Below are 16,035 nucleotides of genomic sequence, written 5' to 3'. Positions count from 1 at the left end.
TCAGTCGAACCACTCCGGATCGCCCGCGGCGATGAGCTCGCGGAGAACGGCCGGATCCGCGAGTGCGTCCCGCAGCAACGCCCCCAGCGCCCGCAGCGCCGGCGCGTCCTGGCCGTACGCGACGAACGTGCCCGCCTCGGGGTCGAAGCTCAGCCGCTCCCCTACCCCGGCCTCCTGGGTCGCCACCGCCGACCGCGCCACCCCGGCCCAGCCGTAACCGTTTCCGTCGTAACCGAATTCGGCGAAGACGGGTTCGGTGGCGAGCATGTGGTTGTCGGACAGCATCAGGCAGTAGTGCCCGGGCTTGTGGTCGTATTCGAAGAACACGAGTGGGGCGAAACTCTCACGATCGGTCACGCCCCGAACCCTAGCCACGGCCCCTGACAAACCGATATTGAGTGAAACACCATCGTGTTGGACGTATGACCAGTAGAGTCTGGAACGGCCACCCGGCCGCGCGGTAAGGGGCCGCGTCCGAAGCACTGTGGGAGATTTCGCTGAGATGAGAACTGCGCGGGTTCTGTGTTCGGTCCTGTCAGCACTGGCCATCGTGTCCAGCGGGTCTGCCGTGGCCGGGGCGGCGCCGGCCGACAGCGGCTCGGGGTCCGGAAGTGCCGGCGGCTCGGGGTCCGGGAGTTCGAGCGGCTCGGGGTCGGGCAGTGCCAGCGGGTCCGGGACCGGGAGCGCCGGCGGTGCGCCGACCAGCGTGCCGTCGCTCGGCCCCGACTTCATGTGGGGCGTGGCCATGGCCGGATTCCAGTCCGAAGGCCATGCGCCGGACAGCAACTGGAGCCGGTACGCGAATTCCGGCAAGGCGCACGACCCGTACGGCAATTCGGTCGACTTCTACGACCGGTACGCCGAGGACATCGATCTGGCGGCCGGGATGGGTCTGAAGGTGTACCGGCTCAGCATCGAATGGGCACGGGTGCAGCCGCAGCCGAATGCGTGGGACGAGAACGGCTTCCGCTTCTACGACCAGGTCATCCAGAAGATCCGCGCGGCGGGGATGCGGCCGATGCTGACCCTCGACCACTGGGTGATCCCCGGGTGGGAGGCGGATCGCGGGGGCTGGAAGAACCAGGGCATGGTGTCGGACTGGCTCACCAATATGCGCAAGGTGGTCGACCGATACGCGCCCGACGACCCGATGTGGGTGACCATCAACGAGCCCATGGGCTATGTCGCGCAATCGATCAAGATCGGCGACATCGGCGTGCTCGACGCGCTGCCGATGTTCGACCGGCTGGTGCAGGCGCACACCGCGATCTACGACTACATCCACTCCCGCCAGCCCGGCGCGCGGGTGACCAGCAATATCGCGCAATACCCGATCGTGCAGAACCTGACCGACCTGCTGTTCGCCGACCGTATCCGCGGCAAGCTCGACTTCATCGGCGTCGACTTCTATTACGGCGCCTCCCTGACGCACCTGCCGAGCACCGCGCTGCTGGGCGACGAACTGTGGAAGAACGCCATCGAGCCCGAGGGCATCTACTACGACCTGCGCACCTACACCGAGAAGTTCCCGGGCCTGCCGATCTACGTGGTGGAGAACGGACTTCCCACCGACAACGCCGCCCCGCGCAGCGACGGCTACGACCGCGCCGACCACCTGCGCGACACCGTCTACTGGCTGCAACGCGCCAAGGCCGACGGCATCGACGTGATCGGCTACAACTACTGGAGCCTCACCGACAACTACGAATGGGGCAGCTACTCACCGCGATTCGGCCTCTACACCGTCGACGCGAAAACCGATCCGACCCTCACCCGCCGCCCCACCGACGCAGTGGCCGCCTTCAAATCCATCACCGCCCAGGGCGGCGTCCCCGCCGACTACCGCCCCACCCGCAAGCCCGCCCTCTGCTCGATCATCCTGCCCATGGAGAGCTGCCTGCGCCCCGTCTCCGTCCCGTAGGTCGCTACTTCGAACACGCGGTGCCGAAGGCCGCGTCCGGGACCGCCACCGGCGACTGGTCGCGGCCCCGGACTTCATGCGCGCCTAGTAGGCGAGCAGTCCCTTGGCGACGTGGGTCACCTGGATCTCGTTGCTGCCCGCGTAGATCATCAGCGACTTGGCGTCGCGGGCCAGCTGTTCGACGTGGTACTCGGACATGTAGCCGTTGCCGCCGAAGAGCTGGACGGCGTCCATGGCGACCTCGGTGGCGATCTCCGAGCAGTACAGCTTCATGGCCGAGGCCTCGGCCAGCGTCGGCGGCTTGCCGGCGCGGGAGCGTTCCAGGGCGTGGAAGACCATGTTCTGCACATTGATCCGGGCGATCTCCATCCTGGCCAGTTTGAGCTGGACCAGCTGGAAGCGGCCGATCTCCTGCCCCCACAGCTTGCGCGTCTTGGCGTAATCCACACAGAGCCGGTGGCATTCGTTGACGATGCCCAGCGCCATGAAGGCCACGCCGATGCGCTCGGCGGTGAAACTCGAACGGGCGCTTTCCCGTCCGTCGCCTCCCTCGTGCTGCTCGGTCTCGCCGAGCAGCCGGTCCCGGCTCAATCGCACATTGTCGAAGAACAATTCGCCGGTCGGTGAGGCGTGCAGGCCCATCTTCTTGAACGGCTTACCCTGGGTGAAGCCCTCCATGCCCTTGTCGAGCACGAAGGTCAGCACCTTGCGGTCGCGCTTGGCCGCGATCGTCTTGGACTCCGGGGTGCCGTCGCCCTCGTCCAGCTTGGCGTAGACGACGACGGTGTCGGCGTAGGGACCGTTGGTGATGAAGGTCTTCTGCCCGTTGAGAATGTAGTCGTCACCGTCGCGGCGGACGTGGGTCTTCATCCCGCCGAAGGCGTCCGACCCGGAGTCGGGCTCCGTGATCGCCCAGGCCGCAACCTTTTTCATGGTCACGATGTCGGCGAGCCAGCGTTCCTTCTGGGCGAGGGTTCCGCGCGAGAGGATGGTCGTCGCACCGAGCCCGATGCTCACGCCCATGGCGGTGACCAACCCCATGCACACCCCGGACAGCTCGCTGACGAGCACCGCCATCAGAGATTCCTGCCCGGAGAAGGGCCCGCCGTCGCCGCCGGTCTTCGCCTTCTTCTCCGGCAGCGGCTCCCCGGCTGCGAGTGCCTCCTCCCGCTTGCGCTGCTTGGCAAGCAGTTTGGCGACCGTCTCCGAGCCCAGCGCGTCGATGCCGAACTCGGCGAACAGCTTCCGGATGATCGGATACGGCAGCATCTCGCCGCTGTCGAGGGCGTCGAGGTGCGGGCGCACCTCCTTGTCGATGAAGCTCCGCACCGCGCCCCGGATCAGCTCATCGGTCTCGGACCATTCGAACATCGTTGTCCGCCTTCCTGATTACGGCAGTCGCCCGGCGATATCGTCGATGGACCAGGGCCCCTCGGTCTCGATGGTCTTCACGTCGTGCCAGCCCGCCAGTTCGGAGATCGCGCCACCCTGCACCGCGAACACCTTGCCGGTGATCGGGCACTTCTCGGTGGCAAGATACGCCACCAGCGGCGAGATATTGGCCGGACTGAAGGCATCGAACTCGCCTTCTTCCAGACCGGCCTGCTGCGCGGCCATCATCTCGCCCATGCCCGGCGTGGCCAGGGTGAGCCGGGTGCGCGCGATCGGCGCGATGGCGTTCACGCGCACGCCGTAGCGGGCGAGCTCATCGGCCGCCACCAGGGTGAGCGCGGCGATACCGGCCTTGGCCGCACCGTAATTCGCCTGCCCCGCATTGGGGACCGTGGTGCCCGACGCGGACGCGGTGTTGATCACCGCCGCGACGGGCTGATTGCCCGCCTTGGACTGCTCCTTCCAGTACCCGGCCGCGTGCCGCAGCACCGCCGCGTGCCCCTTGAGGTGCACGGCCAGCACCGCGTCCCACTGCGACTCGTCCATGCCCGCCACGAAGGCGTCGCGCAGGATGCCCGCGTTGTTCACCACGACATCCAGCCGCCCGAACTCCGACACCGCCTGCTCCACCAGGTTTTTCGCACCCTGCCAGTCGGCCACGCTGTCGGTGTTGGCGATCGCCCGCCCCCCTGCGGCGAGGATCTCGGCCGCGACCTCGTGCGCCGGGCCGGTGTCCGCGCCCTCACCGGCATTGCTGCCGCCGAGGTCGTTCACCACGACCGCCGCGCCCTCCCGCGCGAACAGCAGCGCGTGTTCCCGGCCGATCCCCCGGCCGGCTCCGGTGATGATGGCGACCCGTCCGTCGAGTGCACCCATGAATGTCTCCCTACGAGTTGTCGGAAATTTCGGCCAGGCCGTCGCTGAGGACGGTGTCGTCGCCGCGGACCGTGCGGAAGGCGTAGGTGGTGACCCCGTCGGCCGAACCGACCTTCCAGATCTGGGTCTCCAGGTCGTCGTTCGGGAACACAAGCTTGGCGAAGCGCACCGCATACCGTTGCAGCCGAGCCACATCCGAGCCCGCGACCTGGGTCAGCACCCCCCACGACGACATGGCCATGGTGCAGAGCCCGTGCGCGATGATGCCGGGCAGGCCGGCGTCGCGGGCGACCTGATCGTCCAGATGCAGCGGCACCGGATCACCGGAGGCCGGCGAATACCGGTACGTCTGATCGGCGTCGACGTGCGCGGCCACCGTGGCCAGCGGCTCCCGCTCCAGCAGTGCCGGATCGAAGCGGTGCGCCGGAGCCTGCTCGCCCGCCTGCTTGCCCGCGTCGACATTGCGGAAGAACGCGGTCAGATACTGCTCGTTGACCAGTTCCCCGGCCTCGGAACGGCATTCGATGAGTATGGTGATGGTCGAGCCGTTGTCCTTGCCCTCGAACCCGATGGCCTTGGCCCGCGACACCAGCTTGTCGCCGGGCCGGATGGGCCGGTGGAAGTGGAAGTCCTGCTCCCCGTGCACCACCCGCCCGAAGATGTTCATCGGGGCCACCTCGATGACCGGCATCATCATGGCCTCGAAGACCGGGACGATGGCGAAGACCGGCGGGGCCGCACCGCCTTTCAGGTGCGCCGGAATGGGATCATTGGTGGCCGCGGCATATTCGGCGATCCGCTCGCGCGTGACCTCGAACGCCTCCTCGTCGGACCAGGAACCCAGCCCCGACTCATCGAATTCGACAGCGGTGGAAGCCATCTCGTGCGCCCGCTCGCCGTCAGGCCGCCGCGGCGAGCGCATCGAGCGCGGCGAGAGTCTTGTCCAGCTGCGTGAGGCCGTCCTTCTCCACCGCCTTGCCCAGCGCCCCCTTGATCAGCGCGCCCTCGAAATCACCGGACACCGAGAAGCGGCTGCCCGCGCCCTCGGGGGTGATGTCGAAGGCGAACTGCACCTTCACCCCGGCCATGCCGGTGCCGCTGAGCACCAGCCTGTTCGGGGTCTCGACGCTCTCGACCACCCACTCGATCTTGTTGGCCATGCCGAGCATCATGATCTTGGCGGTCAGCTTCGCGCCCGGCGCCAGCACGGCCGGCGGCTCCTCCATCCAGCGCTCGTGGATGGAGAACCATTTGTCCCAGGTCTGCGGGTCGGAGACCACGGCCCACAGGCCGTCGGGGGTGGCGGTCAGGTCCTTGGAAGCTTCGATGTGTCCCACGGGATTACCTCTTCGTAGTCGGGGATGGAGGGTGCGGATCAGCGGTCGGCGCGCTGGTAGGCGGTGACGACGGCCGCGCCGCCGAGCCCGATGTTGTGCTGCAGGGCGGCGGTGACGTTGCCGACCTGCCGCTGGCCCGCGGCGCCGCGCAGCTGCCAGGTGAGCTCACTGCACTGCGCCAAACCCGTTGCGCCCAAAGGGTGTCCCTTGGAGATGAGCCCGCCGGAGGGGTTCACCACCCACTTGCCGCCGTAGGTGGTCGCGCCGAAGTCGATGAGGTGCCCCGCCTCGCCCTCCTTCGCCAGTCCGAGCGCCTCGTACAGCAGCAGCTCGTTGGCGGAGAAGCAGTCGTGCAACTCGATGACCTGGAAGTCCTCGGGGCCGAGCCCGGCCTGCGCGTACACCTGCTCCGCCGCCCGGACATTCATGTCGTAGCCGATGAGGTTCTTGGCGCTGCCGTCGAAGGTGGACTGGAAGTCGGTGGTCATGGCCTGGCCGACGATCTCGACCGCCTGCCGCGACAGGTCGTGGCGGTCCACGAATTCCTCCGAGGCCAGGACGACCGCCCCGGACCCGTCGGAGGTCGGCGAGCACTGCAGCTTGGTGAGCGGGTCGTAGATCATGCGCGAGCCCAGGATGTCGTCGAGCGTGTACTCGTCCTGGAACTGTGAATACGGGTTGTTCACAGAGTGCTTGTGGTTCTTGTACCCGATCTTGGCGAAGTGCTCGGCGGTGGTGCCGTACTTCTTCATGTGCTCGCGCCCGGCCGCGCCGAACATCCACGGTGCCACCGGGAACAGCACCTCGGAGATCTCCGCGAGCGCCATGATGTGGCGCGCCATGGGCTGTTCGCGATCGTCCCAGGTGGAGCCGAGCGAGCCCGGCTGCATCTTCTCGAAGCCCAGCGCCAGCGTGCAGTCGGTCAGCCCGCCCCGGATCGCCTGTGCCGCAAGGTAGAGCGCGGTCGAGCCGGTGGAGCAGTTGTTGTTGACATTGACCACCGGAATGCCGGTCAGGCCCAGTTCGTAGACGGCGCGCTGGCCGGAGGTGGATTCACCGTAGACGTAGCCGACATAGGCCTGCTCGATCTCGCGGTAGTCGATTCCGGCATCGGCGAGGGCCTTGGTCCCCGACTCCCGGGCCATGTCCGGGTAGTCCCAGTCACTGCCGTCCTCGTTCTTGCGCCGCCCCGGCTTCTCGAACTTCGTCATGCCGACGCCGACGACGTAGACCTTGTTCGTCATCGAACTCCTCACATAAGGGAACAAAAACAAACATACAAAGATGTATGTAAGTAGGCAATAGGAGGGCGTGATTCTCAACATCGAGCACAAGATCGGCAGCTCCAGCGGGTACGCCCCGACATACCGCCGATGTGGTGACCCCACCCGCGCAAACGGCGAAGGCCCCCGCCGCACACCGCGGCGAGGGCCTTCGGGCCGAATCGATCAGCTATTCGTCGGCGATCCGGAAGTCGGGCATCCGCGCCTCGGCCGCCAGGCGCAACTGCGCCGAGGCCCGCAGCCAGCGCCGGTGCGCCCGTTCGGGATCGGGAGAAATGAAGTTGGTCACCAGGATTCCGCGCAGCGTGTCCATCGCGGTGTAGGCGAAATCGCGAACGTTCTTGCGGTCCAGCTCATTCGGCACCAACTGCGCGACGGCCAGCAGCACCGCGTTGTTCACGAACGGCTCGACCTTCTCCATCTCGACCGCGAGCACCCGATCCGTGCGGCTGGCCACCCACAGTTCGATGGCCGCGATGAACAGCGGGCCCTGATGCAGCTCCCACATGGCCTCCAGGGTGGCGCCGATCGGATCGTCGCCGCTGCGGACCCGCCGGATCTCCTGCATGGCCGCCTCGGTGCGCCGCTGCGCCAGATGACTGATCGCCGCGACCACCAGCTCGCTCTTGGAACCGAAATGGTGCACCTGCGCGCCCCGGGTCACGCCCGCGCGCTCGGCCACCCGCGGCGTCGTCGTCCCGGCGTAGCCGTACTCGACGAGGCAGTCGATGGTGGCGTCCAGCAGTCGCGTCCGGGTCTCGCTGCTGCGCTGTTCCTGGGTGCGGCGCGGGGGTTTCGAGACGGCGGAGCTGGTCATGGGTGGATCTTACACTTACATACAATCGTGTATGTTCGCGCCGGGGTTGCGGGCCGGAGTCCGGCCCGCACCCCGGCAGCGGGCGAGACTACGTCTCGGAGTTGTACAAACAGGCGCTGCAGAACCAGCCGGAGTCGGTCATGACGCAGTCATTGAGCCGGATGTTCTGGTTGCCGATGGTCTGGCGACAGTTGATCGCACAGCCATTGAGGTCACTACCGCAGGTCACCGGGTCGGCGGAGGCGACGGCGGGCACTGCCAGTCCGAGCAGCACACCTCCGGCGAGCACGGCGATTCGAACAGCACGCATGACGGATACGTCCTTTCTGCAAAAGAAGAAGGTGTCCGGTTGAGAGCGCTCGTATTCGGCCGATAACTCGACGAGATTAACCCCGTTCGCTGTGAATTCCGCTCAATGAAGGCTGTGAGTCTTTCATCCTGAATGTGAGGTTTACACCGGTGTGCCGCACACGTTTCCACGGCCCACGGGTGCTATCTCGATCTCACTGTTCGCCCCGGCGCAGAATTGCGCGGGCGTCGGTCGCTGCGAGCGCCCCGGCCACGAGAAGCGGCTGAAACAGCAGCCGCACCGCGCGTTTGGTGTCGGTGTCGAGACCGAAGGCGTCAGCGCGATTGACCAGTTGTGCGACGTTGCCCGGAAAGATCGCGACAAAGAAGGCGGCGGTCGTAGCGCCGAGGAAGGCCCGTGCAGGCTGCTTCCAGGTACCGAGCAGGGCCCCGCCGAGTCCGATCTCGACGACACCGGACGTGACGACGACGAAGTCGGGATCCAGTCGCAGCCAATGCGGGACCTGCGCCCGAAACTCCTTGCGCTGGAAAGTCAGGTGACCCGTTCCAGCCGTGAGGAGCGCGGCCCCCAGAGCCGCTTGACCGGCGGCCCGCAGCACCTTCTTCAATCCCGCGGATTTCGGTGACATACGACAATTCTCCTGCCTGAGCCCCGGCCGCCGATAGCGCCCGGGGTCATGGATGTGAACGCGGACCAGATACATCGTGGGCGATGCAATGTGGGCGATGTTATTTCCGACCGCGCCGCGCGGCAACCACGGTCACCGCGAACAGCAGCGTGCCGAGGACCGCGAGACCGGCGCCCACGGCGGTGGGCGCGGTGTACCCCAGCCCCGCCGCGATCACCAGGCCGCCCAGCCACGCACCTGCCGCGTTCGCGATATTCAGTGCCGCGTGGTTGAGGGCGGCGGCGAGGGTCTGGGCGTCGTGGGCCACGTCCATCAAACGGGTCTGCAGGGCGGGAGCCAGGGCCGCGCCGGACGCACCAACCAGGAAGACGCCGACGGCCGCGGTATAGGGATTGTGCGCTGCCGCAACGTATCCGGCGAGAATCACCACCATGGCCAGCAGGGAGATGAGGATCGCGCGATCCACGCCGCGGTCGGCGAGGACGCCGCCGGCGATATTGCCCACGACCATGCCCAGGCCGAAGAGCATGAGAACCAACGGAACCAGGCCGACGCGGAGGCCGGCCACATCGGTGAGAGTGGTGGTGATGTAGGTGTAGACCGCGAACATGCCGCCGAAGCCGACGGCGCCGACCAGCAGAGTGAGCAGCACCTGGGGGCGGCGCAGGGCGGTCAGTTCGGTGCGGGGGTCGGTCATGCGAATGCCGTGCAGGTCCGGCACGAAGCGGGAGATGGCGGCGACGGTCGCGATACCGATCACGGCGACCACCACGAAAGCGTTCCGCCAGCCGAGGTTCTGGCCCAGCCAGGTGGCTGCAGGAACGCCGACGACATTGGCGGCGCTCAGACCCAGCATAACTGCGGCAACCGCCTTGGCACGCTGCCCCACCGGCGCCAGCGAGGCCGCCGCCAGCGACGCCACACCGAAGTACGCGCCGTGCGGCAGGCCCGAGACGAACCGCGCCACGGTCAGCGTCGCGAAGCCGGGTGCGATCACGCTGGCCGCATTGCCCAGCGTGAATGCCGCCATCAACGCCATCAGCAGCCGCTTGCGCGGGACCCGCGCGCACAGCGCCGCGATCACCGGCGCACCGACGACCACACCCAGCGCGTAGGCCGAAACAATGTGTCCGGCAGTCGGTTCGGAGACCTTCATGGAGCCGGCGATATCGGGCAGCAAACCCATGGTGACGAATTCGGTGGTACCGATCCCGAACCCGCCCAGGGCCAGCGCCAGCATGGCGGGAACATGCCACCGCTCACGTGGCCCCGCCCCGGACGCGGAGCCGACAGCCTCGGGCGCGGAGCTGACAGCCTCGAGCGCGGAGCCGACGGCCTCCGGCGCGGAGCCGACGGGACGGTGCACCCCGTCGGGGCTCATCTCGTCGGCGGATGCGGTGATGGCTGCGGACACGGATTCGGGCACAACCAAGCGCAACACAGTGGCGAACGGTCCCGATACCGTCCGGTCCGGTGATTTCACTCACCGACCGGCCCGGATCATGGGCCGGCCCACGCCAGGCGACCGCCGGGACGCTGGTCCCGGCGGGCTGCCCGCGCGTCCCCGGTCAGACCGTGACCGGTGCGGCGACCCGGCTGGGATCCGCCTCGCCGAGCGGCGGAATGACGGGAAAGTTGCTGCGGAACAAGCCATCCGGGTCGAACCGGTCCTTGATCTCCAGCAATCGCGCCAGCGTGACCGGATCGAAGACCGCGGCCGGGGTCTCACCGGAATCCAAGTAGGTGAACGGTTTCCGGCCACTCAGGTACGGACGCAGCGCATCCACCACAGCGTCACTGCGCTCGACGACGGCCGCCTCGAAGTCCGCGGTCGGCGCGGGGCCGAGCAGCGACAACAGGTACGGCTCGGCGATCCCGCCCGCGCAGCCCGCGTCGGCGCGCGGCCGGGCCAGCGCACCACCCAGGTGCCGGACCTGCACCAGCGCGAGCGGCCCCACCCCGCCCTGCGGCGCGGCGGCGGCCAGCAGCGCGTCGCTCACCCGTGCGGAGAACTCGGTGAGCAGCTCACCGCGCACCCGGGCCGGGCTGGGGTCGGTCGGCTCCATACAGACGCCGCCGACCTGCGCGGCATCCAGCGGCCGCCGGGTGTCCAGCACCGCACCCGGAATCTCGTCGAACAACCGCAGCGGACCGGTGACCGCGCCCAGCGCGACCACATCCACGGCCACCATGGCCCGGCCGCGCAGCATCTCGGGAATCTCGGGGAACGGCGGGAATTGCAGGAGAGTCAGCCAAAGGCTCAGTCCCTCTTCGGCTTCGGCGGTAGCCTGCCGGAAGGCCGCGACGACGGCCTCGGTCCGCTCGGCGGGCCACAGTATGCGGCCGCCGAAAAGCTCGGTCGCGTCGAACAATTCGAATTCCATGCCGGTCACCAGCGCGAAATCGCCACCGCCGCCACGCAGTGCCCAGAACAGGTCGGGCTCGGAGTCCGCGGTCACCCGGCGCTGATCGCCGTCCGCGGTCACCACCTCCAGCGCTCGCACCGCGTGCGCGGCGTAGCCGCGGCTGCGCGCGAACCAGCCGACACCACCGCCCAGCGTGTACCCGGTCACCCCGACCACCGCGGAACTGCCGCAGGCTCCGGCCAATCCGTGCGCGGCGGCCCGCTCCAGCACCGGCTGCCAGGCCACCCCCGCCTGCACCTGTGCCACCCGCGCCGCGGCGTCGATCTCGATCCCGTCCAGCGCCCGGGTCGTCACCAGCACGGTCCCGTCCGCCGCCGAGGAGGGGCTGTGTCCCGTCGCCCGCGTGCTCAGCGGCAGCTCGGCCGCCGCCGCGAACCGCACCAGCGCCGCGGCGTCCGCCGCGTCCGCGACCTCCACCACCGCCGAAACCCGCTGCCGCACGGCGAGATTCCACGGGGTGCTCGCCTGTTCGAAACTCTCGTCCCCGGGTACCAGCACCCGGCCCCGCACCACAGTGCGCAGCTCGCCACCGATCGCCGTCATCGCTCCTCCTTCGCCGCCGCGCGTACCGCGGCCGAACCCCGTCTGTCACAGGGGTATTGACCGTCCGGTCGGGTGCGTTAACCCGTTGACACGCGGCCATGCTGACAAGGATCGTGTGAACGTTTCGTGATCACGGCCGGGACAACCCCGAAAACAGTTCGGGCACCCGCCCACCCACCGGTTCCGGTGGGGGCAGGTGCCCGTGTGGCGCGGTGGATGGTCCTGGCCGGGACTGTGGTCCCGGCCGCCATCTTCACCGCTTCGCGCTGTTCACGTTCGTCGGCGCGTGGGAGCTTGCGCTCCTGGGGTTTCAGGGGTGGCCCCTGAACAACCTCTTGCCCTTGGGGTTTCAGGGGCTTGCCCCTGAGTCCCGAGAGTTGGGAACTTCTCTTCTAGCGCAGCTCGCGAGCCAGGTTGGCGTCCAGCACGCCGAGGAACTCCTCGGTGGTCAGGTAGCCCTGGTCGCCGCCGACCAGCAGCGCGAGGTCCTTGGTCATCTGGCCGGACTCGACCGTCTTGATGACGACATCCTCGAGCGTCTGGGCGAAGCCGATCACCTCGGGGGTGTTGTCCAGCTTGCCGCGGTGGGCCAGGCCACGCGTCCACGCGAAGATCGAGGCGATCGGGTTGGTGGAGGTGGGCTTGCCCTGCTGGTGCTGACGGTAGTGCCGGGTCACGGTGCCGTGCGCCGCCTCGGCCTCACAGGTGCGGCCGTCCGGGGTGAGCAGCACGGAGGTCATCAGACCCAGCGAGCCGAAGCCCTGCGCCACGGTGTCGGACTGCACGTCGCCGTCGTAGTTCTTGCAGGCCCAGACGTAGCCGCCCTCCCACTTGAGCGCGGAGGCGACCATGTCGTCGATGAGGCGGTGCTCGTAGGTGAGACCGGCCGCGTCGAACTCGTCCTTGAACTCGGTCTCGTACACCTCCTGGAAGGTGTCCTTGAACATGCCGTCGTAGGCCTTGAGGATGGTGTTCTTGGTCGACATGTACACCGGGTAGTTCTGCTGCAGGCCGTAGTTCAGCGAGGCCCGCGCGAAGTCCCGGATCGAGTCCTTGAAGTTGTACATGCCCATGATCACGCCGCCGTCTTCCGGCATGCGGACGACCTCGTGCTGGATCGGCTCGGAGCCGTCCTCGGGCGTGAAGGTCAGGGTGACGGTGCCCGCCTGGTGCACCTTGAAATCGGTGGCGCGGTACTGGTCACCGAAGGCGTGGCGGCCGATGATGATCGGCTTGGTCCAGCCCGGAACCAGACGCGGCACATTGGAGATGATGATCGGCGCGCGGAAGATGGTGCCGCCGAGGATGTTGCGGATGGTGCCGTTCGGCGACCGCCACATCTTCTTCAGACCGAACTCCGTGACGCGGGCCTCATCGGGGGTGATCGTCGCGCACTTCACACCCACGCCGTGCTTCTTGATGGCGTTGGCGGCGTCGATGGTCACCTGATCATCGGTCTTGTCGCGATACTCGATGCCGAGGTCGTAATACTCGAGGTTCACATCGAGATACGGGTTGATCAGTTTGTCCTTGATGAACTGCCAGATGATCCGGGTCATCTCGTCGCCATCGAGTTCGACGACGGTCCCTTCAACCTTGATCTTGGACATGGATCTTCGTGTCCTCCTAGGAAGGTGGTGCTCCCATTGCACGGCCGGTGAGCACCGCTTGTAGCGGACCCCAGCTGTTCAACAGACAACGTATACGCATGGCGCTCGGCACGGGACCTGTGGTGCCAAGTCCACGTACGCTGTGGCGTCAAGCAAGACAAGCGTACTGCTGCTATCGATCTCACCGCTCGGGTGGCCCCCGCTGTGCGGGATTCAGTGCGGTTACCGATTAGTAGCTTTTCGCGTGACTTTACGCACTTTCCAGGATGCGAAAACCCGCGGCCCGCGGCAACCCCAAACCCGCGGACCGCGGGATATATGTTGCCGCGACCCGCGGGTGAATAGTCGGTGGGTCAGACGCCCACGTGCACGTGCTCGGAACCCTCGAGCAGATTCTCCGGCTTGTCCCGCACCATGAACGCGATGATCGGAATGGTCACCAGGAAGAATCCCGCGCCGATCAGGAACGCGATGTCATAGGAATGAATCGCGGCCCGGGCCATCACGTGGTCGACGCCCGGATTGTTCTTCGCGAACCGCTCGGCCACCTGCACCGCGATCGTCGACAGCAGCGCGGTGCCGATCGCGCCGCCCACCTGCTGCGCGGCATTGAGCAGCGCGCTGGCGACGCCGGAGTCACGCTCCTCGACCTGATGCAGCGCCGTGGTCTGCATGGCCACGAACAGCCCGCCCATGCCGAGCGCGATAAGAATCACTGCCGGCAGCACGCCCCCGGCGTAGCTGTCCCCGAAGCTCAGCCGCGACAGATACAGCAGCCCGGCCATGCCCAGCACCGAACCGGTGATCATGAGCGGCCGCGGCCCGATCCGCGGCAGCAGCCCGCTCGCGACGCCCGCGGAGACGACGATGCCGATCGGGAAGGGCAGGAACGCCACCCCCGCCTTCAGCGCCGACCAGCCCAGCGTGATCTGGAAGTAGTAGCTCATGTTGATGAACATGGCGAACATGGCGATCGGCAGCAGCAGCGCCACGAGGAACGAGCCGCCCCGGTTGATCTCCCCCGGAATACGCAGCGGCAGTAGGGGATTCGAGGACCGCCGCTCGATGGCGACGAAGGCGGCCAGCAGCGCGACGCCCGCGACCAGCAGGGCCAGGGTGGTGCTCGCGGTCCAGCCGTCGGAGGCCGCGCGGCTGAAGCCGTAGACCACCGAGACCAGGCCGAGCGTGGCTGTCACCGCGCCGGGCAGGTCGTAGCCGCCGGAGCGCGGCGCGGGCACGTCCCGGACCACGAAGGCGAGCGCGCCCAGGAAGGCGATCAGCGCGATCGGGGTGTTGACCAGCAGGCACCAGCGCCAGTTGGCGTATTCGGTGAGCGCGCCGCCCACGATCAGGCCGATGGCCGCGCCACCCGCGGACACACCTGCGAAGACGCCGAACGCGCGAGCGCGCTCCTTGGCCTCGGTGAAGGTGACCGACACCAGCGACAGCGCGGCCGGCGCGAGCAGGGCGGCGAACGCGCCCTGCAGCCCGCGCCCGGCGAAGAGTTCCGCGCCGTTCTGCGCGAGCCCGGCCAGCGCCGACGCCCCGGCGAAGCCGACCAGGCCGATCAGGAACATGCGGCGGCGGCCCAGGTAGTCGGCGAGGCGGCCGCCGAGCAGCAGCAGGCCGCCGAAGATCAGCGTGTAGGCGGTGAGCACCCACTGCCGGTCGCCGTCGCTGATGCCCAGGTCACGCTGGGCGAACGGCATGGAGATGGTGACGATGGTGGCGTCCAGCACCACCATCAGCTGGGCCATGGCGAGTACGCCCAGGGCCCACCAGCGCGCAGCTCCGCGCCGGTCCGAGCTTTGTGATCGATCTTCGAGTGTTGTGGTCGCGGCGGTCATGTCGTCTCCTCACGGACGGTCCGGGACACCCTCGACCATCTTGACCCCTGCAGCCAATTGGCGTCAAGAGAAATTTGTCGCACTGCGACAGTTGGCATAATGGGACATGAGAAGCGTTCGAACCCTTACCATGGAGGTATGTCGGAGTTGTCAACTCACCTCGGTGTGATCGCACGTCACCGGCCGGGCCTGCGTGAGCGGAAGAAGGAACAGACCCGGGCGCGGATCATCGATGTCGCCCTGCGGCTGTGCGACGACCAGGGCTTCGACGCCACCACCGTGGAACAGATCGCCGACGCGGCCGACGTCTCGCCGCGCACCGTGAACCGGTACTTCGACAGCAAGGAAGACATCGTCATCGCGCCCATCGCCGACTGGGCGCGGGCACACGCGGACGCGCTGCGCGAGCAGCCGAGCACCGGCAACGAGCTGAAAGCGCTGCTGGACAGCTTCCTGTCCATCGTGGACCGCGTCGTCGACCACGACGAACCGCTGCCCTTCCGCTGGTTCCAGCAGATGCAGCGCATCATCCGGTCCACCGCCGCGGTGCGGGCGTGCAGCATGGCCGCCACCGAGAACAAGACCGAGCAGACCGCGCAGGTGCTGGCCGAACGCCTTGGCACCACCGTCGCGGATCTGCGAGTTCGATTGCTGCTCGGCACCTTCCACGCCATCATGCGGGCCGGCACCGAATCGGACTCCGATTCCGGCTTCGCCGACGAGCGTCTGATCGAGTCACCGCGCAGCATGGCGGAGGCCGTGGTCGGCGCGTATCACGAATTCGTGCGCACCTGCGCGGGGCCCGCTGTGGCCAGCCCCACTTCCGAAACAGCGGCGTCCGCCCGCTAGAATCGCGCAACAGGTCAAGAGCATCAGCGTTAAGGCCCCGGCTTGCTGATCGGCAACCCTCCAGCTGCGGTGGGGTGCTCCGGGTGCAGACCGGGCGTTCGAAGGCCGAACGCAAGCGCAACTAGGAGGTCTACCGAAATGTGTTGTTGTCGAAGCCCATTCGCCTCTCGATAACGTCAAACTTCCGCCATTCGGC

Annotated in this window: 15 protein-coding genes and 1 riboswitch; of the genes, 2 read left to right on the top strand and 13 right to left on the bottom strand. The window is 67.6% G+C overall.

The genetic code is table 11. The features are described from left to right. Entirely contained in the window at positions 1-357 is a 357-nt protein-coding gene (locus ACFXHE_RS10620; RefSeq protein WP_379381880.1) for an immunity 51 family protein, read from the bottom strand. A gap of 349 nt (positions 358-706) precedes the next feature. Between ACFXHE_RS10620 and ACFXHE_RS10615 the strand changes: the two genes are divergently transcribed. Next, positions 707-1,921 (top strand): family 1 glycosylhydrolase, encoded by a 1,215-nt coding sequence (locus tag ACFXHE_RS10615; protein ID WP_379381879.1) that lies wholly within the window; start codon positions 707-709, stop codon positions 1,919-1,921. A gap of 84 nt (positions 1,922-2,005) precedes the next feature. On the opposite strand, the gene ACFXHE_RS10610 is transcribed toward ACFXHE_RS10615, so the two are convergent. From ACFXHE_RS10610 to ACFXHE_RS10555, 12 genes are all read right to left on the bottom strand, one after another. Further along, entirely contained in the window at positions 2,006-3,292 is a 1,287-nt protein-coding gene (locus ACFXHE_RS10610; protein WP_379381878.1) for an acyl-CoA dehydrogenase family protein, read from the bottom strand. A gap of 18 nt (positions 3,293-3,310) precedes the next feature. Further along, positions 3,311-4,189, bottom strand: a complete 879-nt coding sequence (locus tag ACFXHE_RS10605; RefSeq protein WP_379381877.1) for an SDR family oxidoreductase — start codon at positions 4,187-4,189, stop codon at positions 3,311-3,313. 10 nt (positions 4,190-4,199) lie between these two features. Continuing rightward, complete coding sequence (locus ACFXHE_RS10600) at positions 4,200-5,069, bottom strand: MaoC/PaaZ C-terminal domain-containing protein (RefSeq protein WP_379381875.1); 870 nt, start codon at positions 5,067-5,069, stop codon at positions 4,200-4,202. Positions 5,070-5,088: 19 nt separating this feature from the next. Continuing rightward, positions 5,089-5,526 (bottom strand): SRPBCC family protein, encoded by a 438-nt coding sequence (locus ACFXHE_RS10595; protein ID WP_379381873.1) that lies wholly within the window; start codon positions 5,524-5,526, stop codon positions 5,089-5,091. A gap of 38 nt (positions 5,527-5,564) precedes the next feature. Continuing rightward, positions 5,565-6,770, bottom strand: coding sequence for a lipid-transfer protein (locus ACFXHE_RS10590; RefSeq protein WP_379381871.1), 1,206 nt, complete (start codon positions 6,768-6,770; stop codon positions 5,565-5,567). Positions 6,771-6,978: 208 nt separating this feature from the next. Further along, a complete protein-coding gene (locus ACFXHE_RS10585) occupies positions 6,979-7,626 on the bottom strand; it encodes a TetR/AcrR family transcriptional regulator (protein WP_379381869.1) in 648 nt (215 codons plus the stop codon). A gap of 88 nt (positions 7,627-7,714) precedes the next feature. Then, positions 7,715-7,936 (bottom strand): hypothetical protein, encoded by a 222-nt coding sequence (locus ACFXHE_RS10580; RefSeq protein ID WP_379381867.1) that lies wholly within the window; start codon positions 7,934-7,936, stop codon positions 7,715-7,717. Positions 7,937-8,129: 193 nt separating this feature from the next. Then, on the bottom strand, positions 8,130-8,564 hold the full coding sequence (locus ACFXHE_RS10575) for a hypothetical protein (RefSeq protein WP_379382106.1): 435 nt from the start codon (positions 8,562-8,564) through the stop codon (positions 8,130-8,132). 100 nt (positions 8,565-8,664) lie between these two features. Next, positions 8,665-9,804 (bottom strand): MFS transporter, encoded by a 1,140-nt coding sequence (locus ACFXHE_RS10570; RefSeq protein ID WP_379382104.1) that lies wholly within the window; start codon positions 9,802-9,804, stop codon positions 8,665-8,667. A gap of 328 nt (positions 9,805-10,132) precedes the next feature. Continuing rightward, on the bottom strand, positions 10,133-11,533 hold the full coding sequence (locus ACFXHE_RS10565; protein WP_379381865.1) for an FAD-binding oxidoreductase: 1,401 nt from the start codon (positions 11,531-11,533) through the stop codon (positions 10,133-10,135). Between the two features lie 392 nt (positions 11,534-11,925). Then, the gene (locus tag ACFXHE_RS10560) at positions 11,926-13,143 is read right to left on the bottom strand and encodes an NADP-dependent isocitrate dehydrogenase (protein WP_354830238.1); all 1,218 of its coding nucleotides are present in this window, start codon (positions 13,141-13,143) and stop codon (positions 11,926-11,928) included. Positions 13,144-13,496: 353 nt separating this feature from the next. Continuing rightward, on the bottom strand, positions 13,497-14,990 hold the full coding sequence (locus ACFXHE_RS10555; RefSeq protein ID WP_379381863.1) for an MFS transporter: 1,494 nt from the start codon (positions 14,988-14,990) through the stop codon (positions 13,497-13,499). Between the two features lie 138 nt (positions 14,991-15,128). Here ACFXHE_RS10555 and ACFXHE_RS10550 point away from each other — a divergent pair, with 138 nt between their 5' ends. Then, positions 15,129-15,839, top strand: a complete 711-nt coding sequence (locus ACFXHE_RS10550) for a TetR/AcrR family transcriptional regulator (RefSeq protein ID WP_379381862.1) — start codon at positions 15,129-15,131, stop codon at positions 15,837-15,839. A gap of 12 nt (positions 15,840-15,851) precedes the next feature. Continuing rightward, positions 15,852-15,963, top strand: a riboswitch (SAM riboswitch). Positions 15,964-16,035 lie beyond the last annotated feature (72 nt).

Source organism: Nocardia sp. NPDC059229, from assembly GCF_042754165.1.
Taxonomy (GTDB): domain Bacteria; phylum Actinomycetota; class Actinomycetes; order Mycobacteriales; family Mycobacteriaceae; genus Nocardia.
This window is presented reverse-complemented; position numbering and strand designations above follow the sequence as displayed.

What these genes read in the sequence shown, in the direction of transcription:
- ACFXHE_RS10610 (WP_379381878.1), bottom strand. Translation starts at nt 3,292, where the DNA reads ATGTTCGAATGGTCCGAGACCGATGAGCTGATCCGGGGCGCGGTGCGG.
- ACFXHE_RS10605 (WP_379381877.1), bottom strand. Translation starts at nt 4,189, where the DNA reads ATGGGTGCACTCGACGGACGGGTCGCCATCATCACCGGAGCCGGCCGG.
- ACFXHE_RS10600 (WP_379381875.1), bottom strand. Translation starts at nt 5,069, where the DNA reads ATGGCTTCCACCGCTGTCGAATTCGATGAGTCGGGGCTGGGTTCCTGG.
- ACFXHE_RS10590 (WP_379381871.1), bottom strand. Translation starts at nt 6,770, where the DNA reads ATGACGAACAAGGTCTACGTCGTCGGCGTCGGCATGACGAAGTTCGAG.
- ACFXHE_RS10585 (WP_379381869.1), bottom strand. Translation starts at nt 7,626, where the DNA reads ATGACCAGCTCCGCCGTCTCGAAACCCCCGCGCCGCACCCAGGAACAG.
- ACFXHE_RS10580 (WP_379381867.1), bottom strand. Translation starts at nt 7,936, where the DNA reads ATGCGTGCTGTTCGAATCGCCGTGCTCGCCGGAGGTGTGCTGCTCGGA.
- ACFXHE_RS10575 (WP_379382106.1), bottom strand. Translation starts at nt 8,564, where the DNA reads ATGTCACCGAAATCCGCGGGATTGAAGAAGGTGCTGCGGGCCGCCGGT.
- ACFXHE_RS10570 (WP_379382104.1), bottom strand. Translation starts at nt 9,804, where the DNA reads ATGCTGGCGCTGGCCCTGGGCGGGTTCGGGATCGGTACCACCGAATTC.
- ACFXHE_RS10565 (WP_379381865.1), bottom strand. Translation starts at nt 11,533, where the DNA reads ATGACGGCGATCGGTGGCGAGCTGCGCACTGTGGTGCGGGGCCGGGTG.
- ACFXHE_RS10560 (WP_354830238.1), bottom strand. Translation starts at nt 13,143, where the DNA reads ATGTCCAAGATCAAGGTTGAAGGGACCGTCGTCGAACTCGATGGCGAC.
- ACFXHE_RS10555 (WP_379381863.1), bottom strand. Translation starts at nt 14,990, where the DNA reads ATGACCGCCGCGACCACAACACTCGAAGATCGATCACAAAGCTCGGAC.
- ACFXHE_RS10550 (WP_379381862.1), top strand. Translation starts at nt 15,129, where the DNA reads ATGTCGGAGTTGTCAACTCACCTCGGTGTGATCGCACGTCACCGGCCG.